This is a genomic window from Niallia circulans, assembly GCF_007273535.1.
Lineage (GTDB): Bacteria > Bacillota > Bacilli > Bacillales > Cytobacillaceae > Niallia > Niallia circulans_B.
This window is the reverse complement of record NZ_RIBP01000004.1, coordinates 348563-375555: the sequence shown is the minus strand read 5'-3', so window position 1 is coordinate 375555 and position 26993 is coordinate 348563. Positions and strand designations below refer to the sequence as shown.

26 protein-coding genes are annotated in these 26993 nt (G+C 38.2%); 11 read left to right on the top strand and 15 right to left on the bottom strand.

The annotated features are described in order from the left end of the window. The first annotated feature begins 52 nt into the window (after positions 1-52). Positions 53-1600 (top strand): bifunctional GNAT family N-acetyltransferase/carbon-nitrogen hydrolase family protein, encoded by a 1548-nt coding sequence (locus tag CEQ21_RS09750; protein ID WP_185764451.1) that lies wholly within the window; start codon positions 53-55, stop codon positions 1598-1600. A gap of 57 nt (positions 1601-1657) precedes the next feature. Here the strand turns inward: CEQ21_RS09750 and CEQ21_RS09745 are convergent, their stop codons facing one another. Then, positions 1658-1903: a YhdB family protein gene (locus tag CEQ21_RS09745; protein ID WP_185767212.1), complete on the bottom strand. Its 246-nt coding sequence runs from the start codon at positions 1901-1903 to the stop codon at positions 1658-1660. A 173-nt stretch (positions 1904-2076) separates the two neighbouring features. Here CEQ21_RS09745 and CEQ21_RS09740 point away from each other — a divergent pair, with 173 nt between their 5' ends. Both CEQ21_RS09740 and CEQ21_RS09735 read left to right on the top strand, forming a co-directional pair. Beyond that, a complete protein-coding gene (locus tag CEQ21_RS09740; RefSeq protein ID WP_185764450.1) occupies positions 2077-3069 on the top strand; it encodes a M14 family zinc carboxypeptidase in 993 nt (330 codons plus the stop codon). A gap of 27 nt (positions 3070-3096) precedes the next feature. Next, the gene (locus tag CEQ21_RS09735) at positions 3097-3426 is read left to right on the top strand and encodes a DUF3889 domain-containing protein (RefSeq protein WP_185764449.1); all 330 of its coding nucleotides are present in this window, start codon (positions 3097-3099) and stop codon (positions 3424-3426) included. A gap of 27 nt (positions 3427-3453) precedes the next feature. Here the strand turns inward: CEQ21_RS09735 and CEQ21_RS09730 are convergent, their stop codons facing one another. The 5 genes from CEQ21_RS09730 to corA all read right to left on the bottom strand — a co-directional run bounded on the left by CEQ21_RS09730 (position 3454) and on the right by corA (position 8346). After that, complete coding sequence (locus tag CEQ21_RS09730; RefSeq protein ID WP_185764448.1) at positions 3454-4434, bottom strand: ABC transporter permease; 981 nt, start codon at positions 4432-4434, stop codon at positions 3454-3456. Beyond that, positions 4427-5338 (bottom strand): ABC transporter ATP-binding protein, encoded by a 912-nt coding sequence (locus CEQ21_RS09725; RefSeq protein WP_235907234.1) that lies wholly within the window; start codon positions 5336-5338, stop codon positions 4427-4429. The genes CEQ21_RS09730 and CEQ21_RS09725 overlap by 8 nt, the downstream gene beginning before the upstream one ends. Next, complete coding sequence (locus CEQ21_RS09720; RefSeq protein WP_235907233.1) at positions 5335-6123, bottom strand: SGNH/GDSL hydrolase family protein; 789 nt, start codon at positions 6121-6123, stop codon at positions 5335-5337. The genes CEQ21_RS09725 and CEQ21_RS09720 overlap by 4 nt, the downstream gene beginning before the upstream one ends. 174 nt (positions 6124-6297) lie before the next feature. Continuing rightward, the gene (locus CEQ21_RS09715) at positions 6298-7200 is read right to left on the bottom strand and encodes a YitT family protein (protein WP_185764446.1); all 903 of its coding nucleotides are present in this window, start codon (positions 7198-7200) and stop codon (positions 6298-6300) included. Positions 7201-7395: 195 nt separating this feature from the next. Beyond that, positions 7396-8346 (bottom strand): magnesium/cobalt transporter CorA, encoded by a 951-nt coding sequence (corA, locus tag CEQ21_RS09710; RefSeq protein ID WP_185764445.1) that lies wholly within the window; start codon positions 8344-8346, stop codon positions 7396-7398. A gap of 149 nt (positions 8347-8495) precedes the next feature. Between corA and CEQ21_RS09705 the strand changes: the two genes are divergently transcribed. Next, on the top strand, positions 8496-9122 hold the full coding sequence (locus CEQ21_RS09705) for a nitroreductase family protein (protein ID WP_185764444.1): 627 nt from the start codon (positions 8496-8498) through the stop codon (positions 9120-9122). A 318-nt stretch (positions 9123-9440) separates the two neighbouring features. Then, entirely contained in the window at positions 9441-10142 is a 702-nt protein-coding gene (locus CEQ21_RS09700; protein ID WP_185764443.1) for a response regulator transcription factor, read from the top strand. 37 nt (positions 10143-10179) lie between these two features. On the opposite strand, the gene CEQ21_RS09695 is transcribed toward CEQ21_RS09700, so the two are convergent. The 3 genes from CEQ21_RS09695 to CEQ21_RS09685 form a co-directional block, all read right to left on the bottom strand. Beyond that, a complete protein-coding gene (locus CEQ21_RS09695) occupies positions 10180-11556 on the bottom strand; it encodes a hemolysin family protein (protein ID WP_185764442.1) in 1377 nt (458 codons plus the stop codon). A 436-nt stretch (positions 11557-11992) separates the two neighbouring features. Next, positions 11993-13291: a hemolysin family protein gene (locus CEQ21_RS09690; protein ID WP_185764441.1), complete on the bottom strand. Its 1299-nt coding sequence runs from the start codon at positions 13289-13291 to the stop codon at positions 11993-11995. 194 nt (positions 13292-13485) lie between these two features. Next, positions 13486-14040, bottom strand: a complete 555-nt coding sequence (locus tag CEQ21_RS09685; RefSeq protein ID WP_328593471.1) for a GNAT family N-acetyltransferase — start codon at positions 14038-14040, stop codon at positions 13486-13488. 270 nt (positions 14041-14310) lie between these two features. Between CEQ21_RS09685 and CEQ21_RS09680 the strand changes: the two genes are divergently transcribed. Then, the gene (locus CEQ21_RS09680) at positions 14311-15585 is read left to right on the top strand and encodes a methyl-accepting chemotaxis protein (protein WP_185764440.1); all 1275 of its coding nucleotides are present in this window, start codon (positions 14311-14313) and stop codon (positions 15583-15585) included. Between the two features lie 151 nt (positions 15586-15736). Beyond that, positions 15737-16195 carry a helix-turn-helix transcriptional regulator gene (locus CEQ21_RS09675; RefSeq protein ID WP_185764439.1) on the top strand — a complete coding sequence of 153 codons (459 nt, stop codon included), beginning with the start codon at positions 15737-15739 and terminating at the stop codon, positions 16193-16195. 65 nt (positions 16196-16260) lie between these two features. Here the strand turns inward: CEQ21_RS09675 and CEQ21_RS09670 are convergent, their stop codons facing one another. Then, positions 16261-16554, bottom strand: coding sequence for a hypothetical protein (locus CEQ21_RS09670; RefSeq protein WP_185764438.1), 294 nt, complete (start codon positions 16552-16554; stop codon positions 16261-16263). 641 nt (positions 16555-17195) lie between these two features. On the opposite strand from CEQ21_RS09670, the gene CEQ21_RS09665 reads away from it, so the two are divergent. Together CEQ21_RS09665 and CEQ21_RS09660 are read left to right on the top strand one after the other, a co-directional pair. Then, positions 17196-18962: an ABC transporter ATP-binding protein gene (locus tag CEQ21_RS09665; RefSeq protein WP_185764437.1), complete on the top strand. Its 1767-nt coding sequence runs from the start codon at positions 17196-17198 to the stop codon at positions 18960-18962. Further along, positions 18959-20962 (top strand): ABC transporter ATP-binding protein, encoded by a 2004-nt coding sequence (locus tag CEQ21_RS09660; RefSeq protein WP_185764436.1) that lies wholly within the window; start codon positions 18959-18961, stop codon positions 20960-20962. Before CEQ21_RS09665 ends, CEQ21_RS09660 begins: the two co-directional genes overlap by 4 nt. 62 nt (positions 20963-21024) lie before the next feature. Here CEQ21_RS09660 and CEQ21_RS09655 read toward each other — a convergent pair whose 3' ends face one another. Then, on the bottom strand, positions 21025-21228 hold the full coding sequence (locus CEQ21_RS09655; protein ID WP_127736396.1) for an alpha/beta-type small acid-soluble spore protein: 204 nt from the start codon (positions 21226-21228) through the stop codon (positions 21025-21027). A gap of 263 nt (positions 21229-21491) precedes the next feature. Between CEQ21_RS09655 and CEQ21_RS09650 the strand changes: the two genes are divergently transcribed. Then, the gene (locus tag CEQ21_RS09650; RefSeq protein WP_185764435.1) at positions 21492-21731 is read left to right on the top strand and encodes a hypothetical protein; all 240 of its coding nucleotides are present in this window, start codon (positions 21492-21494) and stop codon (positions 21729-21731) included. A 36-nt stretch (positions 21732-21767) separates the two neighbouring features. On the opposite strand, the gene CEQ21_RS09645 is transcribed toward CEQ21_RS09650, so the two are convergent. After that, positions 21768-22865, bottom strand: a complete 1098-nt coding sequence (locus tag CEQ21_RS09645) for an ABC transporter ATP-binding protein (protein WP_185764434.1) — start codon at positions 22863-22865, stop codon at positions 21768-21770. Between the two features lie 492 nt (positions 22866-23357). Between CEQ21_RS09645 and CEQ21_RS09640 the strand changes: the two genes are divergently transcribed. Beyond that, positions 23358-24916, top strand: a protein-coding gene (locus CEQ21_RS09640) for an IS3 family transposase (RefSeq protein WP_235907232.1) whose coding sequence is annotated in 2 segments (ribosomal slippage) — positions 23358-24009 and positions 24009-24916 — 1560 coding nt in all. Because the reading frame shifts where the segments join, the coding sequence is not laid out codon by codon here. 105 nt (positions 24917-25021) lie between these two features. Here the strand turns inward: CEQ21_RS09640 and CEQ21_RS09635 are convergent. The 3 genes from CEQ21_RS09635 to CEQ21_RS09625 form a co-directional block, all read right to left on the bottom strand. After that, positions 25022-25648: a metal-dependent hydrolase gene (locus CEQ21_RS09635; RefSeq protein WP_185764433.1), complete on the bottom strand. Its 627-nt coding sequence runs from the start codon at positions 25646-25648 to the stop codon at positions 25022-25024. 112 nt (positions 25649-25760) lie between these two features. Next, positions 25761-26669, bottom strand: coding sequence for a PucR family transcriptional regulator (locus CEQ21_RS09630; protein ID WP_185764432.1), 909 nt, complete (start codon positions 26667-26669; stop codon positions 25761-25763). Between the two features lie 132 nt (positions 26670-26801). Continuing rightward, entirely contained in the window at positions 26802-26978 is a 177-nt protein-coding gene (locus CEQ21_RS09625) for a hypothetical protein (RefSeq protein WP_185764431.1), read from the bottom strand. Positions 26979-26993: the final 15 nt, after the last annotated feature.

The following is a 26993-nucleotide window of genomic DNA, read 5'->3' as shown; positions in this document are numbered from 1 at the left end:
ACGGGAAAATAGGGAAATGTAGAAGAAAAAGAGGAAAAAGGGAGCAGCTTAAATGACTAAACTAGATTTATCGAAGTTTGAAAAGCGTTTGATGATAAGAAATACGGAGTACAAGGATATAGATAAAATCCTGCAGCTTCAAGCGGAGTGCTTTCCAGGGATGGAGCCATGGACGAAGGCACAGCTTAAAAGCCATTTAGATTTGTTTCAGGAAGGACAATTTGTCGCAGAATATAATGGAGAAATCATCGGATCGTGTTCAAGTCTTATCATCAACTTTGATGAGTATGATGACAGACATTCCTGGGATGATGTGACAGACAAAGGTTACATAACGAATCATAATCCAGATGGATATAATTTATACGGTATTGAAGTGATGGTTGATCCGCAATATAGAAGGATGAAAATAGGGCACCGCTTATATGAAGCGAGAAAAGAACTAGTTCGCAGACTTAATTTGAAAAGCATTATTATTGGCGGCAGGATACCTAATTATTATAAATACGAAAGTGAGATGTCTGCGCGAGAATATGTCGAGGAGGTAATTCATCACCGCATTTATGATCCTGTTCTTTCCTTTCAGTTAATTAACGGATTTACCTTAATGAGGATAAATCCCAATTATCTTCCAGATGATAGACAATCAAGTAAGTATGCAACATTGATGGAATGGAATAATGTTGAATATCTTCCACAGTCAAAACGTTTCTTTAAAAGCAGCTATCCTGTTAGAATTTGTGTTGTTCAGTACATGATGAGGCAAATTGACAGCTTTGAAGACTTTGCTAATCAGGTTGAATATTATACGGACGTCGCATCAGATGCTTCATCTGATTTTGTTGTATTTCCAGAGATATTTACCACACAGCTTATGTCGTTTCTAGATGAGAAAATTCCCATAAATGCAATCCGTAAGGTGACAGAATATACGGAGCAATATATGGAGCTGTTCTCGAGCCTTGCTATCAGATACAATATCAACATTATTGGCGGCTCTCACTTTGTGCAAGAGGATGATGAGGAAATCTACAATATCTCCTATTTATTTAGAAGAGATGGCAGCATTGAAAAGCAATATAAACTGCATATAACGCCAAATGAACAAAAATGGTGGGGGATAAGCAGAGGAGATCAAGTTCGTGTGTTTGATACAGATTGCGGAAAAATTGCCATCCTTATTTGTTATGACATCGAATTTCCGGAGCTTGCAAGGATTGCTACAGATATGGGTGCTAAAATTATCTTTACACCATTTTGTACAGAAGACCGTCAAGGGTATTTGCGTGTCCGCTACTGTGCCCAGGCGCGAGCTGTTGAAAATCAGATTTATACAGTGATTGCAGGTACTGTCGGTAATCTTCCACAAACAGAAAATATGGATATTCAATATGCTCAGTCAGCAATCTTTGCACCATCTGATTTTGAATTTGCAAGAGATGGAATTGTCGGGGAGACGAATCCGAATATTGAAATGGTCATGATTGGTGATGTAGATTTAGAGGTGCTTCGCAGAAAACGCCAAAATGGTACTGTTAGACAGCTAAAGGACAGAAGAACAGACCTTTATGAAATTGATTATAAACATAAGAAGTTTTAATCTGTATAAAAACCGCGGAACCCTGACCGCGGTTTTTTTGATTGGTGGAATTCTTTATTACATTACGGTTGTGTGAATGTCAGTTTCGCTTACATTGTCGTTGGCGTGGTCAATGTAGCGCAGTAATGAATACAAGCTATTTTCGATTACAGTATAATCATGTTCAAAATTGTAGGCGTGCAGGAAATGTTCGATTTTTTTTGAAAGAAAATGATCCTTTGTGCGCACCATCAGTATTAAAAGATTATCCCACTCAGAACGGTGGGTGTAGTACAGTGCACGATCATAATCAACTTTATTCAAGCTGTCCGCCTCCTTTTGTTTTAAGGAGATGATTTTAGTATGCGATTGATCACGATAATATTTCATTCTAAAACTTGGCTATCCCAATTTAAAAGGCTTTTCTTTATTTACCTGTATAAAAAGCTGAATAAAAATCTTCTATTATCAAAACATAAAAAGGAAAAGGAGGCATTATGAAAAAAATAACTATAGTTATGCTTTGTCTTGTATTCTTACTTCCATTTCCAGGGGATATTCTGGCGAAGGAGTTAAGCAGGCAGGAGCAATACACATATGAAGAGTATCAGCGCGATATATGGAAAATGAAAAGCAAATACAAAAAGAAGCTTGAAGTACATACAATTGGCTATTCTGAATACGGCAGAAAGCTGTATGGAATAAAAGTAGGGACAGGCAAAAAATCCATTTTGATAAGTGGAACCCATCATGGCAGGGAATGGATCACAGCGCTCATGGTGATGAAAATGGTCGAGAATCAAGTAAAAGAAGAGGATCTTTACAATAGGATGGGAGATTATTCAATCTGGTTTGTTCCTATGCTTAATCCAGACGGTGTAACCATTCAGCAGGGGGAAGTTCGGAAATTTCCATTGTTTTCACGCATGGCCATCAAAAAAATGAATGAAGGTTCTAAAGACTTTGCCCATTGGAAGAGCAATGGAAGAGGAGTCGATTTGAACCGTCAATACCCTGCAGGCTGGGAAGAGCTTGAGGGGGAAAGTCCCAAACCTTCCTTTAAAAACTATAAAGGAGAAAAACCGCTTGAGGCCAAAGAGGTTCAAGCAATTGTCAGCTTAACAGACAAAATAAAGCCAACTTTGGCTGTAGCTTATCATTCATCAGGACAAGAAATATACTGGCAGTACAACAATAAGGAGAACAGTGAAAGGGACAGGGACATTGCCTCTAAATTAGCAGCAACAACAGGCTATGAGCTTGGTAAACCAGACCCTGATGCCATTGGGGCAGGATACACGGACTGGTTTATTACAACCTATCATTTGCCTGCTTTTACGATTGAAATATGTCCTTCTGTCGAAGAGACTAGTCCTCCTCTCGGCACCTTTGCAGACGAATGGCAACGCAATAGGAATGTGACAGAGGTTTTGCTTCAAGAAGCAAAACAATTGGAGAATATACATAAAAGGAACTTGGATTACAGATAATAGGAAAAAAGATTTTAGGAGGTTAACATGAAAAATCGAGCTTTTCCTATTTTAGTTGCATCCATATTAATTATGGCATTCTTATTTCCGTCCCATAATATAGCGGTTCAAAAATCGGATTATGAAAAATACGGGAGCATTGCTATTGCTGTAGTGAAAGCAGATTATCCAGATCAGGCTGTTACTGATTATAAATATATGGGCAGAAAAAAGATTACAACAATGGAAGTGGAAGACAGCTTTCAGTTTATTGTTAAGGAAAACAGCAAAGAAAAGACAGTACAAGTAATAATAAAGCATGATTTGGAAAACGATAAGTTCATCTCTTTGACAGTGAGTGAACCTAATCAGCCATAAAAAAATCTGGGGAAACCCAGATTTTTTTTAGTATATATCTTTTTTTGTAAAGGTAAAAAACGAAATGACTAAAGCTGCTGCTCCCCATATTGCTAGAACAGTCAAGGAAAAGGGTAACGACATGCCTTCAATTGGAGGGATATTTCCTTGCAAGTAGTCGGTGAGCCTCAAGTTAACCATGAACAAATATTTTGCTGACTCCCAGGAGGAGGCGATATTGCTGATAATTGTCCCTGAAATTAAAAAGGCAAGCATAACGCCCATCCCGGCAGCAGTGCTCCTTATCAGAATTGACAGCATAAAGGAAAGAGTCCCAACAACGAGGGAAACAAACCAGGCTAGTCCAAATACCATCATGATATATTGCCATTGTGGTACAAGATGAACCCCGGCAGTATTTAGCTCGCCTGCTTCAACTGTAAAGCCGGTAAGAATAGGAGCGGTCCAGCCAACATATCCGAAGAATAGTCCACTGATAATATAAGCAAATAATCCGAACATAAAGAGAATGAACGAAATGGACAAAACTAATGTAATGTACTTACTGAGTAAAATCCTCCATCTCCGGACTGGCCGTGTTAAGAGCAGCTTAATGGTGCCGATACTGCGTTCAGAGGAAACAAGGTCAGCAGCGACAATCATCACCATTAATGGCAGTAACAGCTGCATCGAGTTATCTAGAAATACACGCAGGAATGTTGGAGCACCTGGTTCTTGCGGGTTGATGTCATGATCAAGATAATATTGAGATTGATTGATGCGGACCTTTAATTGGTCCCGCCATTCATCTGAAATACCGCTTGAGCCAATCCTGTTTTGTGTATCGATGATCGATTGCTGCAAGGTGGTGCGCCAGTCAACATCCCCTAAGCGTTTCTTCACGTTTTCCATTTCTCTAAACTGTGCATATGTGAACATAGCAATCATGATGCCGATAATCAATGTAACAACATACAGTCGCTTGCTTTTGACGAGCTTAAGCATTTCATTGTAGACAAGTTTACTCAATGGATTCACCTCCTGTCAGTTCAAGGAAGAGATGCTCTAAGGAAGGGATTTTCCTGTTCATTTCCATTACTTGTACATTTGCCTCGAATAACAGTCTGCTCCACTGGCCCGCTTCTTCTTCAATAAATGGAGTGATAACTGTATCCCCATCAATTTTGACACTTGGTGAGACGCTTCTTAATACTTCTACACCAGCATCCATTGGTGTAAAGCGCCAAAATATCTTTTCCTGTGCTGTCAGCAAGGAATGAACTGTTTCTGTATGGATAATTTTTCCGCTTAATATAATGGACACCCTGTCACACAGCAATTGGATTTCACTAAGGAGATGGCTCGAAACTAAAACACTCAATCCTTCTTCCTTTGCCAGAAAGCGGATAAACTGCCGCATTTCCCTTATGCCGGACGGGTCTAAGCCGTTTGTTGGCTCATCCAGGATTAACACCTTAGGTCTGCTTAACAGAGCTTGGCCTATTCCCAGCCTTTGCCTCATTCCGAGGGAGTATGTTTTAACCTTATCGTGAATTCTTTCCTTTAGACCAACTAGCTCAACAATTTCTTGAATTCGTTTGTCGTCAACGCCCTTTAGCATACGGGCAAAGAATTGAAGATTTTCCCAGCCTGTTAAATAGGGATAAAGCTCTGGGTTTTCTACAATACAACCGAGTCTTTCCATCGCTTTCGAGAAATCTTTTTTTACATCGTAGCCACATATTTGAATGGAGCCTGATGTAGGTTTAATTAAACCGACAAGCATACGTATTGTTGTTGTCTTTCCGGCACCGTTCGGTCCAAGAAAGCCAAACACCTCACCGCTTTTCAGCTCGAAGCTGATATCTTTGATAATTTGTCTTTTTCCGATTGTTTTGGTTAAATTTTTTACTGATAAGGTAGTCTCACTCAATTTTCCTCCACCTCCCATGAAATTAAGGAAGCAACTCTATCTGCCATTAATTCATACCCCTGTTTGTTAGGATGGAAGTGGTCTGAATAAAGATAAGTCTGTACATTTTGCTGGAAAATGTCATATGTAGGAACAAAAATTGTCTTTGCAAAGGCAGAGCTTGTTTCAGAACTTGCATAATTCCAATCACGGACAATTTTGGATGTAGCGTCACTGTTTTCCAAATCGCTGAATGGGTTGTAAAGACCAATCAAATAAATTGGTGCTTCCTTGTTAATAGATCTAATGGTAGTTAATATTTCCTTCAAGTTTTGATTGTAAGATGCAGATAGATCAGAAATAGTATTGTCGTCTATATGGGAAAGGGTTTCCCCGCCTTGGAACAAATCATTTCCGCCGATGGTAATAAAAATAATATCAGCAGTTTTTGCTTGTCTTTGAATTTCCTGCTGCTTGATTTGGGCAGTAAGATCCTTAGAGGTTGCGCCTTTAACACCATAATTTGTTAGAGTGATTTGCTCATCTGTTTTCTCTGCAAGCTTGTCCTTCAGGTAGCCGATATAACCTTTTCCGGCCTGATCACCTGTTCCTCTTGTTAGTGAATCTCCTAATGCGAGAAGCTGGAGACCGCCAGAAGGTGCTTTTTCAGTAAGTGTATTAGGTGTGTTCAGTTCTTTTTTTGAGCCTTGCGCATAATCGACAAGAACCCAGCCGAGGCCAAACATCCACATCAAACAAACGAGTGTAGAAAGCGAAAGAATGTAGATGGTTGCATTCTTCTTCAAATTTTATCCCCCTTATGTATTTATTTTCTTTAGTCATATTCTAACGATGCTTGTAAACGGAATCAAATAATAACCTGTTTCAAGTGTTGACAAATATACAGTTAAATAGACGATTTGCAGGCAGGAAAGACAAGCAAAAGAAGGAGAGCTTAAATAAAGCTCTCCTTAGAGGTATTAATGGATGTCTTTTTTCTTAAAGCGGCCGCCCCGGACTTCTGCAATATTAGCAACAGCAAGAAATGCAGTCGGGTCAAGTTCTTCTACAATCAATTTCAGCTTTGCTTCCTCAAGCCTGTTAATGACACAGAAAATAACCTTCTTATTATCCCCAGTATAAGCACCCTCTCCCTTAAGATAAGTAACCCCTCGTCCTAATCTAGCGATAATGGTTTCTCCAATAACTTCAGCATGGTCACTGATAATCCAGGCAGATTTCGACTCATCAAGACCAGCTATTACAATATCAATAACCTTAAAGGCGATGAAGTAAGCAATAATAGAGTACATTGCTCTGTCCCATGTGAAAACAAAACCTGCTGTAATGAAAATAAAGAAGTTAAAAAACATAATGATTTCTCCGACTGAAAAGGGAAGCTTTTTGCTAAAAAGAAGTGCAAGGATTTCGGTGCCGTCTAAAGACCCTCCAAAGCGGAGAACAATTCCCACACCGACTCCTAATATAATTCCCCCAAAGACGGTTGCTAAGAGCAGATCTTCCGTAAATACTGGAACATCATGAAGCAGAATGGTGGTTATGGATAATACGGTGATTCCTAACAAAGTAGAGAGGGCAAAAGTCTTTCCGATTTGTTTATAGCCAATATAGAAAAATGGAATATTAAGCAGGAAAATGAAAAAACCGAGCTTAATGGAAAACAAGTGGGAAAGGATAATGGAAATGCCGACAATTCCTCCATCAAGGATTTGGTTAGGAACGAGGAATTCCTCAATGCCAACACCCATCATGACACTTCCTAAAATGATAAAAAGCCCTCTTTTTAATAACACGCTTTTTGGCAGCACTTTATGCTGAGGTTTTTGAACGTCTATAGACGTTTCGAGTTGCGGTGCTTCCATTTAGTTTCCTCCAATCTTTATGTGGAATTTTATGAATTTTTGAAATATAGAAAAGGCAATGAGTCATGGGGATACTCAAAATAGAGGGGATATCATTATTTTACCATACGAATGTTATGTTTGGCATTGTTCTGAACTGCAAAAAGAGAAAAAAGCAAATCAACAACCTTCAATTCGGAGGTTGATTTGCATAACTTATTTAAACCAGCCTTTTCTTTTGAAGAATAAAAACATACAAACAGCAATTGTAGCCATAACGCCTAATAGGGTGAAATAGCCATATTTCCAAGTCAGCTCAGGCATATTTTGAAAGTTCATACCATAAAGGCCAACAAGAAAGCTCAAAGGCATAAATATGGTCGTAATCACCGTAAGGATTTGCATAATGCGATTAGATTGGTGGGCATTATAAGAGAGATAACTGTCTCTAATATCGGCTGTCATTTCTCTGTTTGACTCGATTACCTCTGCAAGCTTTAGCAGGTGGTCATAAATATCGGAGTAATATTCCCGCTTATTTGACACCGCTGTCAGCTTTTTCGTATTCAGCAATGTATAAAGGAGATCACGCATCGGGACGACCGTGTGGCGTACTGATAATAGACGATGTCTTGTTTCATAAAGGTCGTCTAACAATACTTCCATTGATTTGTTGTCAGAATTCTCATCAATTTCATTCAAAAAATCCTCAATTTCATAAATAATTGGGATATAGTTATCGACAAGATGGTCAAGTAATTCATACAGCACCGTAAATTGGCTCCACTTAGCTGGAGACTTTTCACCTAAAAGCTTTTTAGCAACATATTGAACCTCAATGGAAGGCTTTTTATGAAAGCTGACGATATAGTTATCACCTACAAAAAGATTAAGCTCTTCTTTCGCATAAGTTTTTGCTTCGAGGCTGTGTGTGACAAAAAAGGTATATTCATCAAAATAGTCTATTTTAGGTCGCTGCAAATTATGGAGGCAATCTTCAATTGAAAGGGGATGGAATTGAAGGGGATTCCGTAAATAATCAACTTCATTATCATCAGGTGCATGAAAATCAATCCAATACCATTCATATGTCCCTTTCTTCCAATCCTCTATTGTCAGACCAGTTTCAATTGTTTTGTTCTTTGTTAGTGCAATAATCTCAATCATGATTTCTCCTTGTATAAGTAAAGTATGGAAGGCTTAATTCCATATAAACAACAGTGTATGTATATCATATTCTTGACGAAAAAAGTTTTCAAGGTTATTATTTCATTAATAAGTTAGTTACAAAAAGTAAGTATTTATGGAGGGAACCAATGACTACAGAAATTAGCAGTGGGCAATTTTTGGATATTTTAAAAGCACGCAGAGCAGTGAAGGTTTATGATGAGAGCCATCAATTATCGAAGCAAGAAATTGAGGAACTCCTTGAGTTGGCAGGAAGAGCGCCGTCTGCTTGGAATCTGCAGCATTGGCATTTTGTTGTTTTTCACGGAACAGAAGCTCAGGAAAGACTTCTCCCAATCGCTTTTAATCAACAGCAAATAACACAATCATCTTGTGTAATCGCAATACTTGGTGATTTGGAAGCAGATAAAAATGCAGAGGAAGTATTCGGCCAGGATATTGGAAAAGGCAGAATAAAAGAAGAGCTTGCAGAGGTCATTAAAGGACAAATTAATGGAGCTTATTCAAACGACGTATATCCTAGGGATGCGGCGAACTCAAATGCTTCCTTGGCAGCTATGCAACTGATGCTTGCAGCGAAAGGAAAAGGACTTGATACATGTGCTATCGGCGGATTTAACCGTACAAAGTTTGTTGAAGAGTTCAAAATCTCTGAACGCTACCTGCCGCTAATGCTAATTACGGTTGGTAAAGCAGCCGCACCTGGAAGAGAAACAGACCGACTTCCATTAGAAAAGACAACAACTTGGATATAAAGATAAAAGAGGCTGGGACATAAGTATGTGAACCAGCGTAAAGACCGAACTACTTAATCAACTATTGATTAAATGGATCGGTTTTTTTGTTTTAGTTTTCATACAATCATTAGAAATCTTAGTGGAATGGAGCGGAGGCCACTCGACTACTAAGGGAAATAGAGGAAAGGATGAGACCTCGCAGGCGAAGACGAGGAGGCTCCATATTAAGGGGTCCACCCATAAAGGGATTTTTTCTATGTAAGTAATGCTTATAGTCTTTTTTTGCTATAATAGAGAATAGTAAAAAGCATGTCAATGCCGTGAGGATGAATGAATATGAAGATATTAGTTATAGAGGATAATGAAAGTGTATGCTCCATGTTGGAGATGTTTTTTCTTAAGGAAAATTATGATGGAAAGTTTATACATAATGGTAAAGAAGCGCTTGATTTTTTTCTAGAGAACCAGGATTGGGATATCATCATTGTTGACTGGATGCTACCAGGAATGGAAGGAGTCACAATCTGCAGAAAGATTAGAGAGGTCAGCTCTGTACCTATTATTATGCTGACAGCCAAAGACAGTGAGTCAGATCAAGTGTTAGGTCTCGAAATGGGAGCAGATGATTATGTAACGAAGCCGTTCAGCCCATTGACGCTGATGGCAAGAATAAAGGCAGTTACCCGCCGCTATCAAAAGGATTCTGTCAGTAAAGTAGATTCAAACTTCCTGACAAGCGAGCATTTCAAAATCAGCAAGGAAACGAGAGAAGTCATTTACAATGGCAAGGTGCTTTCCAACTTAACGCCAAAGGAATTTGATCTACTGTATTACTTAATCAGCAATCCTAAGCAGGTATTTACAAGAGAGCAGCTGTTGGACCGAGTATGGGGTTATCAGTTTTATGGAGACGAAAGAACGGTAGATGTGCATATTAAAAGACTTCGCAACAAGATTGGCACAAAGGAGCAGCCGTTTATCCATACAATCTGGGGAGTAGGTTATAAATTTGACGAAACCGTTGGAAATGGAGAATAAAGAGCAATAAAAAAAGGAGGGATTTTCCCTCCTTTTTTTATACTATTTCGGCTTCAGATGTGGACACAGCAGATTGGGCAAGTTGCCTTTGACCTGCGGTTTCTGGAACTTCTTCCACTTCACGCATCTTCATTACTTCCACATATCTGATATGATGGTCTTCCATTTCGATTATTTTAAAGCTATAAGAATCAAATGTCAGAATGTCTCCTTCTGTTGCATCATAGTTGGAAGTAAGAATCCAACCGCCCAAAGTGTCAATATCCTCATCATCCAATTCGATGGAAAGAAGGGAGTTAACTTGGGTAATCAACAGTTTTGCATCTAGGATAAAGTGATTTTCCTTTACCTTTTGAATGCTTGGAATTTCATCCATATCAAACTCATCACGGATATCGCCGACAATCTCTTCAATAATGTCTTCAACAGTGACTAAGCCTGAAGTACCGCCGTATTCATCCATCAATATGGCCATATGAATTCGTTCTTTCTGCATTTTGACAAGCAGATCGTGAATTGGAATGGTTTCAATAACTCGGATGACAGGGCGAATATACGAATCTAGCTTTTTGGCACTCAAGTCTTTTGAGCGAATCAATGCAGTCATGATTTCCTTGACGTTAATCATGCCAATAATATGATCCTTGTCACCATCTGTAATTGGGTATCTTGTAAACTGTTCACCTTGAATGACTTCCATTAAGTCATCAAGAGAGCTTGCCTGTTCCAATGAGATGATTTCTGTACGTGGAACCATAATTTCCTTCGCAATTCGATCATCAAAATCGAAAATTTTGTTTACATACTTAAACTCTGATTGGTTTATTTCGCCGCTTTTAAAACTTTCAGAGACAATGATGCGAAGTTCTTCTTCCGAATGAGCTAAATCATTTTCAGAAACAGGCTTAAGTCCAAACATGCGTGTAATAACTCTGGCAGATCCGTTCAAGACCCATATAAATGGGAAGAGAACCTTATAAAAAGCAATTAATGGTCTTGCTGATAATAAGGTAATTGCCTCAGCTTTATGAATAGCAAATGTTTTCGGAGCCAATTCTCCCACTACTACATGAAGAAAAGTAATAATGGCAAATGATAAAGAAAAGGATAGAATAGTCACAGCTGTTTCTGGAATGTGAATCAGTTGGAATAAAGGGGAAAGTATTTCATGTATCGTTTCCTCTCCAAGCCAGCCGATGCCAAGTGCAGTAATAGTAATGCCTAACTGGCATGCTGATAAATATTCATCAAGATGTGTGATGATTTTTTTTGCAGCAATGGCATTTTTGTTGCCTTCCTCCACTAACTGGTCGATTTTAGAACTGCGCACTCTGATAATAGCAAACTCTGAAGCTACAAAAAATGCAGTAAAAGCAATCAAAATGGCTATTATAACCAAGTTAAATATGTCCAATAAGTTTCCCTATCCCGCGGATGCGAGTAAGGAGTCACCTCCTGATTAATACATGTATTAAGTTTTTTATGGCTGTACGTAATATATCTGCTGATATTCTGATTTCTTTTAATATATCGATCTATTCCAGTTTGTTAGGTTGCTGATTGTAGGTTTTAGGATATGATCAATTATAGGAAAAGAATCAGAGGTTCTTTTTAAAGTTACGATCCCATCTTACCACCTCAATCTTTCCGTTAGATGTATTAACAATTATACTTTAAGCCAAACTGCGCAGTCAAACGATGTAATATCTCAATTTTCAGTTTATTAATTGATTATGGCTCTTATTTATCATTTTATGTGAGAGAAGTAAAAATATGTTTAAGGTAAAAAAGACATTTTGTCCCTTTTTTAAAGGGCAGCCATATAAATAAGGCTGCCGATTTATGTAAAGCTATACTTCTTTCATTACTTCAATAGAAGATATGTGTCCATTTTGAATATCAATTGCTTGAAAATGAAAGCCCTCATATTCAATTGAATCACCAAGGCTTATGTCAGGCTTTTTATAAAGAAGCCATCCTCCGATTGTATGAACACCATCATTTTCAATCGAAATGCCAAGCAGATTGCTTACTTCATTTATATGAAGTTTAGAATCAAACCTAAAATGGTTTTCGCCGATTTTTTGAATGGAAGGTAATTCATCGACATCAAATTCATCCATAATGTCACCAACTATTTCTTCTAATATATCCTCGACAGTAACAAGGCCAGCTGTGCCGCCAAACTCATCATGGAGAATTGCGATGGAGATTCGTTCCTTCTGCATTCTTAATAAAAGCAGTTGGATAGGAATTGTTTCCATTACATGGATAATCGGTTGTATATATTCTTTTAATGGGGTTTCTTCCTTACAGCTATTTCTTATACAATCGGTCAAAATCTGTTTTGCATGAATAAACCCGACGATAGCGTCCTTATCACCATCCTTTGTAATCGGGTATCTTGTGTAGCGTTGGGAGCTGATGGAAGTGATCGCATCCTTAAGTGGCATATCTTCGGACAAGACAGCCATTTCGGTGCGTGGAACCATTACTTCATTTGCAATCCTGTTATCGAATTCAAAAATGCGTTGGACATAGCGGTATTCAGTCCTGTTTATTTCCCCAGTTTGGTAGCTTTCCTTTAAGATAAGCTGAAGCTCTTCCTCTGAAAGGGCATTTTCATTTGCGTCCGTGCTTTTGACACCATATAGGCGGGCAACTAACCTTGCCGCATTATTCAGAACCCAGATGAAAGGGAAGGTCAACTTGTAGAATATAATCAGCGGTTTAGACAAAACCAAAGTAACTTTTTCTGCATATCCAATTGCAATAGACTTTGGAAAAAGCTCTCCAATCACAACATTAATATACGTTACAATGGAAAATGCCAGCACAAATGAAATAATGTGTGCGGCAGAATCAGGTAGCTGCAGCTTTTCCACAACAGGCGCCATTAACTTCAGTACAGTTGGCTCACCTAACCAGCCAAGGCCGAGCGAGGTAATAGTTATACCGAGCTGGCATGCAGATAGGTAGCTGTCTAAATGGGTAGTTATCGTTTTGGCTGAAGCGGCGTTTTTATGTCCTACAGCCACCAGCTGATTGAGCCGGCTTGGTCTTACCCTAACCATGGCAAATTCAATCGCAACAAAAAAGGCCGAGAAGGCTATTAATACAAAAATAAGCAGAAGATTTGATACTATCATTGCGCTCAACACCATTCGTTATTATCTTTCCTGCTAATCCTACATACACGTAAGTTTGTATTAGTGTACACCAAACTAATCATTCCTAGTAAGAATTAGCTTAAGGTTTATCGCATCATTAAACTATTAGCGCATTTTTGGTTTTTTTAAACATTTTTCTTTTTTAAAGTAAATTGAAAGGGGAAAAAAGCGGATTAATTACGATGGTGTAGTGCTGTCCATTCTCGTTCAAGCATGCTGTATAAATATAAATCATGGTAATGGTCGTAAAGCCATTCTCCATCTCTAATAATACCCTCTTTTCTAAACTGGAGCTTGTTAGGAATTGCTTGGCTTTTGACATTGCTGATACCACATCGTATTTCAATGCGATTAAGGTTCAAGTAATAAAAAGCGTGATTTAAGACAGCAGCAACACATTTAGCCATAATTCCTTTTCCCTGCACAGATTTGCCTAAATAATAGCCAATGCTCGCTTGCCTGCTCATCCAATCGAGCTGCTGAAGTGAAATCATGCCAACAAGTTTGTCTCTGTAAAAAATGCCTGCTTGAAAGCCGTTATTTTCCGAAACCTGTTTATGCCAATCTGGAATGATTGACTGATATTGATAAGGAGAGATAATATGATCAATCCATGGAAGCCATTCCTTTAAATAGGCTCGATTTTGGTCAATAAGTTGAAACAGTTCATTGCTGTCCTGTAAAAGCAGCATACGAATATGGGTTTCTTGATCTACAGGTATATGCAAAATGGGAGTTCACTCCCTTCCTTATATGATCATTTTCCCTTTAGCTTATGCGACTTTAACAACAGGTGATATAAAAAAAGCCGCAGTTTAAGCATATTGGGCAAATGCTTTAAAGGAAGAAAAAATTTAAAAACAGCTTAATATTTGTTTTTATAAGCCGATAGACTTAGTAAATAAGTAGTTGTTTTTATAGTAAGTTCATTTGATAACGCTTTATTATTGAGATATGTGCCTCAATAATAACAGTAGCTAGAAGGGAGATAGATGGTAGTGAAAAAGAGGGAAAGCTTATTGGCGAAAATGGTGGCACTTGTATTTATAGTTATCGTTGTTGGTGCAGCCGCTTCTGGTATGGCAGGATATTACGCGTTACAAAATGGCTTTACACAGCCGCTTGCTTTGATTGGAGCAACAGTAATCCTTTCAGCAGTTGTACTTTCAGCAGTATTCTACATAGCATGGAGAAGGAAATTTGTGATATTAGCAAATGTAAGCGAATCCTTCATGAGGCTATCGGAGGGCAATCTGGATGTACAGGAGATTTCTCATACTTCTAAGGATGAGGTTGGCAAGCTAGCTTTGAGCATAGAAAGTTTAAAAGGCCAGCTTGAATATTTGCTTGGTCAAAGCAGCAATATCAGTAATTTAATTCTTGAATCATCAGCAGAACTATCAGCAGTTGCGGAGCAAACGTCTGCAAGCTCAGAGGAAATAAGCAGAGCAATGGGAGATATGGCTCATGGGGCTGGCGAGCAGGCGGCTGAATTAGAAGATGTAAACAAGGAAATGGGCAGATTAAATAATTCAATTAATAAAATGAATGAAAAAAATGATCAGATTAAGGATGCTGCTCAAGTTTCAGAGTCGGCAACCAAAAAAGGTCAAGTAATGATCAATCAGCTGAAAAAATCGAATGAGCTTGCAAAAAGGGCTACAGACGAAGTGAGTGTGGGAATATCGAGCCTTTATACAAAAATTCTCGATATATCCAATATTACTGTTACAATTGACCGAATTTCAGATCAAACGAACCTGCTTGCATTGAATGCCAGTATTGAAGCAGCCAGAGCAGGTGAGCATGGCAAAGGATTCTCTGTTGTAGCAAGTGAGGTCAGAAAGCTTGCAGAAGGAACAAACCTTGCGACAAAGCAAATTCAGGAAATGATTCAGTCTATTGAAAAGGAAACGGAAAAAACAGTCCAGGCATTATTTGAAACTACTACACAATCAGAGGAATTAAATAACGCGGTTAATGGCACTGAAAATGAATTCACTAACATATCCTCAGCTGTTAATGAAACGATTCATGCAGTCCAAGATCTTGGTGCAGAGCTTAAGACAGTAGTAGAGCAGAATAGTCATATTCTCCAATCTATTTCAGCTATTTCCGCTGTATCTGAATCAAACGCAGCATCTGTCGAGGAAGTGGCCTCTTCAACGGATGAACAAATTACAGCAATCGCAAATGTAACAAATGCTGCCGAAGAAATGGTTAAACATGGAGAAAAGCTGCAGGATATATTGAAAAATTACAAACAGCATTAAAGAAACATGTCTGCTATTTAGCAGGCATTTTTTCTTCGATAACAATTACACTGAAATTCAACAAGCTAAAAATTGAAATTTGCCTTTTATAGGCTTATAATAAAAGTACAAGTGTAAAATTACACATAACTAATAAGGGAATGAATGCATTTTGACAAGAGAAGAGATTATTTTTAATGTATCGGAAAAAATGCGCTTAATACGGACTGAGGCAGGCTACACTCAGGACAAGATGGCTGAAGTTATTGGTTTATCAAAAAAAACTCTCGTTCAAATTGAAAAAGGCAGATTGTATGCAGGCTGGTCGACTGTTGTGGCAGTTTGTGCTTTATTCAGAGAAACAGAAACAGTGCGTTTCTTGTTTGGGAATGAGCCGTTAGAAGTGTTGGAAACAGTAGCACGTGACGGCATGGACTACAGAAAGGAAAAGACACTTGGCGGTAAAGTATGGTGGCGTGAAGCAGACAGGAAAAACGGATTTATTCTTCAGCAGAACATCATCAGCCAGCATTTCAGAATTATTGATGAAGATCATTTCCGCATCTTTTCAAGCTTTGACGAAAAAGAGTCGATGGAGCGATTCCAGGAATTGTCGACAGCGCAGTCATGATAAATAGTAAGTATCTGATGGATAATAAAAAGCTTGAAATGGATGCATTTCAAGCTTTTTATTATTTAAGCTATGCCATTTTGGTTATAGGCCTTTAAGAACGAATTTTCCTTATTAGATACGAGGCTCTTCCAGAAAGAGTTGGCCTGTGTTCCTTCTAATTTAATTTGGATATCCTGCTTTGATCCTGCTGTTAAGAAAAAAGAAACAAGCTTAGGAAGGCTGGTTGTCTCCACAACGTGTTTACTGCATAAAAGCTGACACTTTACATTGAATTTTTTTGTTGCCTCATAAAAGGAAAGAATATCCTTTACCGTCATATTTTCATGAAGAGTTACCCTTTTCAAAAATGTCTCCATTATTCTCGCTCCTTTTTCTACCTGTTGTTTTAAAGATAATCGTCCATTATTAATCTTTGTTATGTAACATTCAAGTACCCGAATCGCTGTTGGTTAAACTTTGTTAAGAAAAAACGTGACTTAAATACTAAAGTAACTCCGACTTAAGGAGGAATAAGTATACTGAAATAGGGGAGGAAGGTAATAGGTCTCCAATTACAAGCGGTATTTGTCGAAATATTAGCAATTGACTTTAATATTGGAGCGTGTTAATCTTCAATTATATTATATTGGAAAATTAATGAAAAGAAGGGAGGCGACTGATATGTGGAACAACAAAATGATGGATATCAACCTTGGAATTTTATATATCAGTGGCCTTAGCTTCTATCTGGATAATTGATGCACAAAAGATAATTGCCGAATATTTTCGGCTTTATGTTAAATGGCAAGCATCAAAAGAGACAGATCGCATGGGGCGGTCTGTCTCTTTTTTTGTGTTGGAGAAATAGAGGGAAATAATAATTTGCCTCTTTTCTATATATATTACTGAAAATTTAAGGAGGAAGATGTTAATGATTGTAAGTAACAGAAGTTTTGGAGCAAACAGAATGGATCTGGAAAGCGGCTAGTTAAGTTTTGTGAGATGAGGGGAGAAAAATATGTTTTCGATTTTATTTAAATTAAAATGGTTTTTTAAAGAACACTGGAAAAGATATACGATAGCTATCACGTTACTTATCCTTGTGGGCGTTATCGATATTTTGCCGCCGCAAATTCTCGGAATGTTTATTGACGAAATTAATGTAGGTTCGTTAACAAGCGTTAAGACAATGCAATATATTGCTGCGGTAGCAATCATCACAATCAGCTCATATGCAATAACCTATTTTTGGATGTATAAGCTGTTTGGCGGAGCTTTTGTGTTAGAGCGAAAGCTGCGGAGTAATTTCATGGGACACTTGCTTAAAATGACACCGACATTTTTTCAAAAAAACCGTACTGGTGATTTAATGGCAAGGGCGACAAATGACTTGAAGGCAATTAGTATTACAGCGGGATTCGGGATATTAACATTGATTGATTCGACAGCGTTTATGATTACCATTCTTATTACGATGTGCCTTTTAGTCAGCTGGAAGCTGACACTTGCAGCGATATTGCCACTGCCGATTATGGCTATCATCATGAAAATATACGGTGATCGAATTCATAAACGATTTACAGAGGCTCAGGATGCTTTTGGAGATTTAAATGATCAAGTCCTTCAGTCAATCGGTGGTGTCCGTGTTATTCGGGCATATGTATTGGAGAAGGATGATGAAAAAGAATTTCATGAGATGACAGAGGATGTTTATAACAAAAATATTCAGGTTGCAAAGATTGATTCTTTATTTGAACCAACGATTCGTATCCTTGTTGGGCTGAGCTATATTATTGGCCTAGGTTACGGGTCCTATCTGGTTTTTCAGCAGCAAATTACCATTGGTCAGCTTGTTAGCTTTAACGTCTACCTTGGAATGATTGTATGGCCAATGTTTGCGATTGGTGAATTAATGAATGTCATGCAAAGAGGAAACGCTTCATTAGACAGGGTGCAGGAAACATTAGATTATGAGCCTGATGTCGTAAATCCTAGTACAGGAAATGAAGTAGTTGTTCCTGACGTTATATTATTTAATGCAGTACAATTCCAGTACCCGTCATCTGCCGTTGTTAATCTTAACGATATTAATTTGCGGGTTAACAGAGGTGAAACAATTGGGGTTGTCGGGAAAACCGGTAGCGGTAAGACAACATTGGTGAAGCAGCTGCTGAGAGAGTATCCAAAAGGTGCAGGAGAATTATCGATCAATGGCACGAGCATTGACGAAATAAATTTGCAAAAGCTCCGTAGCTGGATTGGCTATGTACCGCAAGATCATGTTCTGTTTTCAAAAACAGTGAAAGAAAATATCCTATTTGGGAATTTAGAGCGTGCAACGGAAAGTCAGCTAGATGAAGCAATTCGCTTAGCTTCATTTAACCAGGATATTGAAATGCTGCCAGAAGGATTGGAAACGCTTGTGGGAGAAAAGGGTGTTGCTTTATCTGGCGGACAAAAACAACGGATTTCAATCGCGCGAGCGTTAATTAGAAATCCTGAAATTCTGATTTTGGACGATTCCTTATCTGCAGTTGATGCCAAAACAGAACAAAATATTATCCAAAATATTAAAAAAGAACGTTCAGGGAAAACAACAATTATCACAACACATAGAATGACAGCGGTTCAGCATGCAGACCAAATTATCGTCCTAGAAGACGGAAGAATTATAGAGCATGGCTCACATGAACAGCTGCTGCAAAAAAACGGCTGGTATAAAGAACAGTTTGAAATCCAGCAAACAAAAACGGAACAGTCTACAGGGATTGAGGTGCAAGCATGAGCACTGGAAGAAGATTGCTTCAATATGCATTACAATTTAAAAAAATAATAATATTCGCTCTCATCATGCTCACGATAGCGGTTGTTGCAGATTTAGCTGGACCATTTATCGCCAAAAAAATTATTGATGACCATATTATGGGGATTGAAAATAAATGGTATGAAACTACCTCAAGTACAGGAGCAGTCGAGTATGACGGCAATTTGTACACGAAAGTTAAGCCGACAGGAGAAAATGATACAGCGGATGCGAGGATTTTTCAAGTCGGAAGGAACTTCTTGTTTGTACAAGAAGACATTCGCTTTGATGGAGAAAGAAGCTATAAAGATGGAGTCTTGACGATTTCCTCAGGCAGTGATATTGCCAAGTATGAAGCAGAGCGTCTCAGTATGGAGGATGTCTTTGCATTCTTTAAACTAGAAGTGCCTTCGATTATTAAATTGCTTGCCTTTTATTTCGGGCTTGTTATTATTGCTTCCATATTTCAATATGGACAGCATCTCTACTTGCAGAAATCTGCAAACAGAATAATTCAGAAGATGAGAGAGGACGTATTTGCCCAAATTCAGCGGATGCCAATTAAATACTTCGATAACCTGCCAGCAGGCAAGGTTGTTGCAAGAGTAACAAATGATACAGAAGCAATCAGAGAGCTGTATGTGACAGTTCTTTCTAACTTCTTTTCAAGCGGTATTTATATTATTGGTATATACGTTGCATTATTTATCCTTAATGCGAAGCTTGCGGCGATTTGTCTTGTGCTGCTGCCGATCCTGTATTTATGGATGATCGGATACAGACGATTTGCAGCAAAATATAATCATGTTATTAGAGCAAGAATCAGTGATATTAACGGAATGGTGAATGAATCCATTCAAGGGATGAATATCATTCAGGCATTTGGCAAGGAAAAACAAACCTCTAGTGAATTTGAGACCCTAAATGAAGAGCATTTTAAGTACCAGAACAAAATGCTTAATTTGAACAGCTTGACTTCACATAATTTAGTCGCTGTACTCAGAAACCTTATTTTTGTAGCATTTATCTGGTTTGTTGCAGGGCAGACATTAAGTGTATCCTCTGCCATTTCATTAGGTGTTCTTTACGCGTTTGTGGATTATATTAACCGCTTGTTTCAGCCAGTGCAGGGAATTGTCAATCAATTGGCAAATTTAGAGCAGGCACTAGTTGCAGGTGACAGAGTATTTGAATTGCTTCGTGAGGACGGTATTGACGTAGCAAGCCCAAGCATAACGAGATATAAAGGCAATGTTGCATTTGAACACGTTAACTTTGCTTATAAGGAGGATGAATATGTCTTAAAAGACATTTCATTTGAGGCGCAGCATGGAGATACGGTCGCACTTGTTGGGCACACCGGTTCAGGGAAGAGTTCTATCATGAATTTATTGTTCCGTTTTTATGATATCCAGTCAGGTAAAATAACGATTGATGGTATGGATATTTCCGAAATGTCGAGACAGGATTTAAGGAAGCATATGGGTATTGTTTTGCAAGACCCGTTTCTCTTTAAAGGAACGATTGCCTCAAATGTAACCCTTAACAATCCTGCCATTACAAGAGAGATAGTCGAAAAAGCATTAAAGGATGTTGGGGCAGATCGAGTTCTCAAAAACCTTGAGAAAGGCTATGATGAACCTGTTATTGAAAAGGGAAGCACGTTGTCGAGTGGCCAGCGCCAGCTCATTTCCTTTGCACGCGCACTTGCCTTTGATCCTGCTATCCTCATCTTGGATGAAGCAACAAGCAGTATTGATACGGAAACAGAGCAGATTATCCAGCAGGCAATGGAGGTTCTCAAAAAGGGCAGAACGACGTTTATTATTGCCCATCGTCTTTCAACAATCCGTAATGCTGATCAAATAATTGTTCTTGATCACGGTCAAATAGTAGAAAAAGGAAATCATGAAGAATTGATGGAGCTTAAAGGAAGGTATTATCAAATGTACCAGCTTCAACAAGGTTCGAAGGCAGGTTAAAAAATCGCTGAAGCCCCCATTTACATGGGGGCTTCTTGCCATTTTATATTAAGTTTTGCAAATTAGAATTGAGAACCGCCAAGTTGACGTTCAGCCATTTGTACTAAGCGTTTTGTGATTTCTCCACCAACAGATCCGTTAGCGCGAGCAGTTGTTTCTGCACCTAAGTTAACACCGAACTCTGATGCGATTTCGTATTTCATTTGGTCTAGAGCTTCAGATACTCCTGGTACTAAAAGGTTGTTAGATGAATTGTTGTTTGCCATTTTGTTTCCAGCTCCTTGTATAATTAGTTTTTTGGTTGGACCAGCTGGATTTGCACCAGCAAGTAAGAGAATCTTACTATCGCTTGATATGGTCCATTGATGTGCTGCTTGTACTCTTATTATGGTTACCAGGAGCTTTTCTATGCATTTATTTTTTAATGAAATATATTCCAATTAACTGTGTGGAGAATTATTGATCTCGAATAGTTTTTTCTTATCAAACAGAAAATAAACGGAAACTTTTTTATTAATGAGGTGTGGAAATGAATATTTGCCCTTTATGCAATGGCTTGGAACAACTTAATAAAGTCTGTGCCGATTGCGGACAGCAGGTAGAGGATAAGGGAAGAATCATGGATTATTATGATGACTACAGCGCATATATGCCAATTGATCAAATGAAGCTAGAGAACGGCTATCCAGATTTGGAAAAGCATTTATGTCCGCATCTTGTATTATGTGAGTCATGCGGGATGGAGGACTTAGTGTTTATTCAGGAATAGAAAAAAGGAAGGGATTAACCCTTCCTTTTCAGTATATTAGCGGATACGGCTTTCTGAATCTTTGTCGAAGAAATGGCTTTTATTCATATCAAAGCCTAATTGCACAGTTGCTCCTGCTGCCAAATTAGCTCTTGAATCAAGGCGTGCAACAAACTCTTTACCAGCAAGTGTTGAGTAGACTAAGCTTTCTGCACCAGTCAATTCAAATACGTCAACTCTTGCATCAAAGCTCGTATTTTCAGAGCTGCTTAGGAATACAAGCTCATCATGGATATCCTCTGGTCTTATTCCGAAAATAACTTCTTTCCCGATGTAGTTTTGCTCGCGAAGAATTTTTAATTTTCCTTCAGGGATAACGAAAGAAGCATCACCAATTACTAATTTATTGTCAGTGATTTTTCCTGTAAAGAAGTTCATTGCAGGTGATCCGATAAATCCGCCTACAAAAACATTTTCAGGCTTTTCATATACTTCTTTTGGAGCACCGACCTGCTGGATAATGCCATCCTTCATAACAACAAGTCTTGAAGCCATTGTCATTGCTTCAGTTTGGTCATGTGTTACATAAATTGTAGTTGTTTGCAGTCTTTGGTGAAGCTTTGAAATTTCCGCACGCATCTGCACACGAAGCTTAGCATCAAGGTTGGAAAGCGGCTCATCCATAAGGAAGACTTTTGCGTCACGGACAATCGCACGGCCAAGTGCAACCCTTTGACGCTGACCACCTGATAAAGCTTTTGGTTTTCTCTTTAAATACTCTTCTAAGCCAAGAATTCTCGCTGCGTTTTTTACTCTTTCATCAATTTCAGCTTTTGGGAATTTGCGCAGCTTTAATCCAAATGCCATATTATCGTAAACTGTCATATGTGGATATAAAGCATAGTTTTGGAATACCATTGCAATATCGCGGTCCTTTGGAGCAACGTCATTGACACGCTGTTCATCAATAAAGAAATCGCCTTTAGAAATATCCTCCAATCCTGCAATCATTCGAAGTGTCGTAGATTTACCACAGCCTGAAGGCCCGACAAACACGATAAATTCCTTATCTTCAATATGTAAATTAAAGTCGCGTACAGCTTCTACCTTTTCATCATAAATTTTATAGATATTCTTCAATACTAATTCTGCCATCGTTCCATACCCCCTGCAATTTGATATATATAATGTAACATGATTGATAACGTTTTCACATCGGCGGTTTGCATGAAAAATAACAGCTTGTTTTGAACAATTTGCATAAAAGCGCTTTCTTTATATTGGGAGGCTGGGACAAAACAAAAGATAACCTTTCTAAACACGAATAATAAAATTACATCAATATTTGAAAAATGAAAAATGAAGCTTGTGACTAAATTGAATTTGGAGTTAAAATTAGTTCGTTTCATTGCACGCTCGTCCTCGCGCTTTCCGCGGGGAGGTTATGGAACCTCCTAGTCTTCGCCTGCGGGGTCTCATCCTTTCCTCTATTTCCCGCAGGAGTCGAGTGCCTCCACTCCATTTCACTAAGATTTCTAATTATTGTATTAAAACTAAAAAACCGAACCATTAAATCGATATGATAAGCTCCCCTATAGGTAGACAGGTTAAAAAATAAAATCTGGATACTATAGGGGAGTATTTTTTATGTCTCGAAAGTTTTACTCTGCAGAAGAAAAATATGAAATAGTGAAGGCGTTTGATGAATCACTTTCTTCACTTAAAGTGGCATCCATTTATAAAGTACATCATGCCACCGTTTTGGAATGGAAATATAAGTTTGATACCTTTGGCTTAGAAGGATTAAAGGAGTCTTCCGCATGGAGAAAATATTCGGAAGAACTAAAGTTATCCGCCATAAAAGAGTATTTGTCCGGTGGTTCTTCGATTCGTGAGGTTTCTAGAATGTATGAAATATCCCATCCCTCTGTCCTCAGAAGTTGGATTAGGAAGTATAATAGTCATAGTGAATTAAAAGATGCGTCACAAGAAAGGACGGGCTCTATGACTAATGAAAGCAAACTAACTTGGGAAGAACGATTACATATTGTACTTGATTGCTTGGGGAACGGAAAAAATTATCAAGAAGCAGCGGATACGTATCAAGTTTCTTATCAACAAGTTTATCACTGGGTAAAGAAGTATGAAGATGGCGGAGAAGAAGCGTTGAAAGATAGACGTGGTAAAAGGAAAGAGGAATCAAAGCTAACTCCAGAAGAAAAATTCAAGCTTCAAATGAAAAAGCTAGAAAAAGAAAATGAACGGTTACGTGCGGAGAATTTGTATTTAAAAAAGTTGGAGGAGATAGAAAGGAGGAGAAAATAAAGCCTATCCGATTCGAGGATAAATATATCGCTATCCAGGAGCTTCACAGGGAAGAAAACATAAGTATTTCTTTACTTTGTGAAATAGTCAAAATAGCACGATCCGCCTATTATAAATGGCTGAATCGTCTCCCTACTTCCCAGGATTTACTGAATGAAAAAATCATAAAAGAAATGAAGATTCTTCATGAAAAAGTGGATAGCACCTTCGGTTATCGTCAAATGACGCTTCACATGAATAGACAGTTTAAAGAGAAACTTAATCATAAAAGAATCTATCGACTAATGAAAGTGGCGGGCTTACGCTCGATTATCCGCACCAAGAAAAAACGTTATAAACACTTTACTCCTAAACAGGTGGCGGAAAATAGACTAAATCGAGAATTTACTGCGGAAAAACCAAATGAAAAATGGGTTACAGATGTAACGGAATTTAAGTATGGCCAATCAAGGAAGGCTTATTTAAGTGCGATTCGTGACCTTTATGATGGCTCCATTGTAAGTTTTGTTATAGGACATTCCAATAATAATAGACTTGTATTTAAGACGCTAGACCAAGCAACTGCACTATTATTAGAGGAGGAACATCCACTTATCCATAGTGATCGTGGGTATCAATATACCTCCAAAGGATTTAAGCAAAGGATAGATGCGGCGAAAATGACGCAGAGTATGTCAAGAGTTGGTCGGTGTATTGATAATGGACCGATGGAATCTTTTTGGGGAACACTGAAATGTGAGAAGTATTATATACATAAATATAATACATTTGAGGAACTTGAACATGCGATAGAGGAGTATATTCATTTTTATAATTATGAAAGATATCAAAAACGATTAAACGGCTTAAGCCCTATGGAATATAGAGCTCAAGCTGTTTAAATCTTTTTTATTATTTCAACTGTCTACTTGACAGGGGGCATTTCAATATACGATTATAGTTCGGTTTTTACAATAGTTCACATACTTTTGTCCAAGCCTCTTCGTTTAGAAATCCTTTGATGACAAGGGTAGAAATAATTTGACGCCCCTTTTGTTGAAAGGGAAAATGGACATGTCTGCGACAAGATGACTTATGTAGGCAAGCAAACAAGTCAAATAAACACCATCAATTTGCAGTGACTGTGCAAATTGGAACGAAATATAAGCAAAATAAATGGTTCCGATAATGGAGTGGGTATAGCTTCTATGTGGGGTGAAGGAGGCAATAATAATGAAAATTGCCAAAAGTATCAGCCAGGTTTCCTGTAGAGAAATCCCGCCAAACAGGACACCAGCCCCTGTTATCGTCAGCATATGCCGCTGCTTGATTAAACAAGAAATCAGAATTATCGCAAGCCCTGCTCCTATACTGAACAAAAGCTCTGTCTCGTTTCCAGCGTAAATGCTGTATAAAATCATCAGCGCGCCAACCGCTTGAGCAATTGCTCGAAATACTTTATGAGATATAGTTATTTTATTACTCAGCTTACCGTCAATGTCCATATCAGGCATAAGTGCCGCAATCCCGCCGATTCCAACTAAAAGAAGAGTAGTGGATGGAGCGGCATCAACATAATTGGCAACTGCAAACCCGACTCCTGCGCCAATACAAGAATGTGCTGTACCTTTCAAACTGTTAATCCTCATTTCTTTCTATCATATAAGTTAGTATTCTAATGCTCTATTATATGATAGGAAGTTAGAGTTGACCAGTAAAAAAATGGAAACATACGTTCTTGTCTATTTAATTTCGAGGCTTTTTATTGCTAAAGTATAAACAAGCAAGATAGGCTGTAAAAAAGTTATGATAGTTTTTTAATGGCAGACCTGTTCTTTCAGTGAACTTATCAAGTCGATATTGCAATGTATTGCGGTGGATGAACAGTTTTTTTGCAGTATTAGTATTATGACCATTGTTTTCAATAAATGTTTTTATCGTTAGAAGCAGTTCCTTATCTTCCTCTAGGATGGAGAACCATTTTTTAAAGGGCTCCAGTTCTTGCTCATCAAGCCTGCTTATGAGTAAGTGGGGCAGAATTGTCTCAAAGGAAAGAGTCCTGTCTCCAGGATTTATAGCTAAGCCTGCTGTGAAAAAACTTTTTTCTTGCGAGAATATTGCTGCACTTTCTTGAAGAAAAGCCATAACTTTTCCAATATAAAAGGTTATTGTAAAATAAAAATCAGACTGGATAGCCTCTGCAAAAGAGGAATATTCCTCGTCTTCCAGAAAGTTTCCGTTACGTTCTACAATAATTCCTCTGTTAGCACCATTCCAAATGACCATACTGCTGCTATGGGTAAATCCTTTAAATACAGTTTCAATTGCGTCTTTGTCAACATGTGGGTCATTTATTTGAAACTGGATGATTCGAAAATTTTCACAAGGATTATCTGGAAGCATGCCACCGAAAAACAAATATTCGCTCCACATTGCCTCTTCACGATTTTCCTTCGTTCCCTCTGGCAAATAATGATTAAATAGGGTTTTTAATAAATCGAATTGGGAAAGGTCCATTTCATTTTTTTGAAACCCGAACCATCCGTTTTCCCCATCAATGTGAAACCAGTGGTAGCTATCAAGCTGAAAATCAGAAGGAGGTGCCGTTTGCTCTACTGCACCATGAAAATACGTTAATAATTTTTGCTTCATCATTATCCCTCCTTATAAGGGTGAATTACACTGTCTTAGTTAGATGAAATCGCTATCATAATCTTATAATAGTTACAGAAAAACGGCAATGAAAAACACAGCCTGATATAGCTGTGTTTCTTCTGAACCACTTATTTACTCCGTAACATGTGGTGGTGCTTCTTCTGCCAGTTCCCTTGCTTCTTCAATATTCGTGTTACTGTCGTGACGAAATACTTTGCCGCCAGATAGGCCTTCATTAATCATTCTGTCAATGTCTACATAAGCTTTGTCTCTGCCTTCAAAACCCGTGTCTTCGTATTTTTTGTCCATTATTATCCCTCCTGC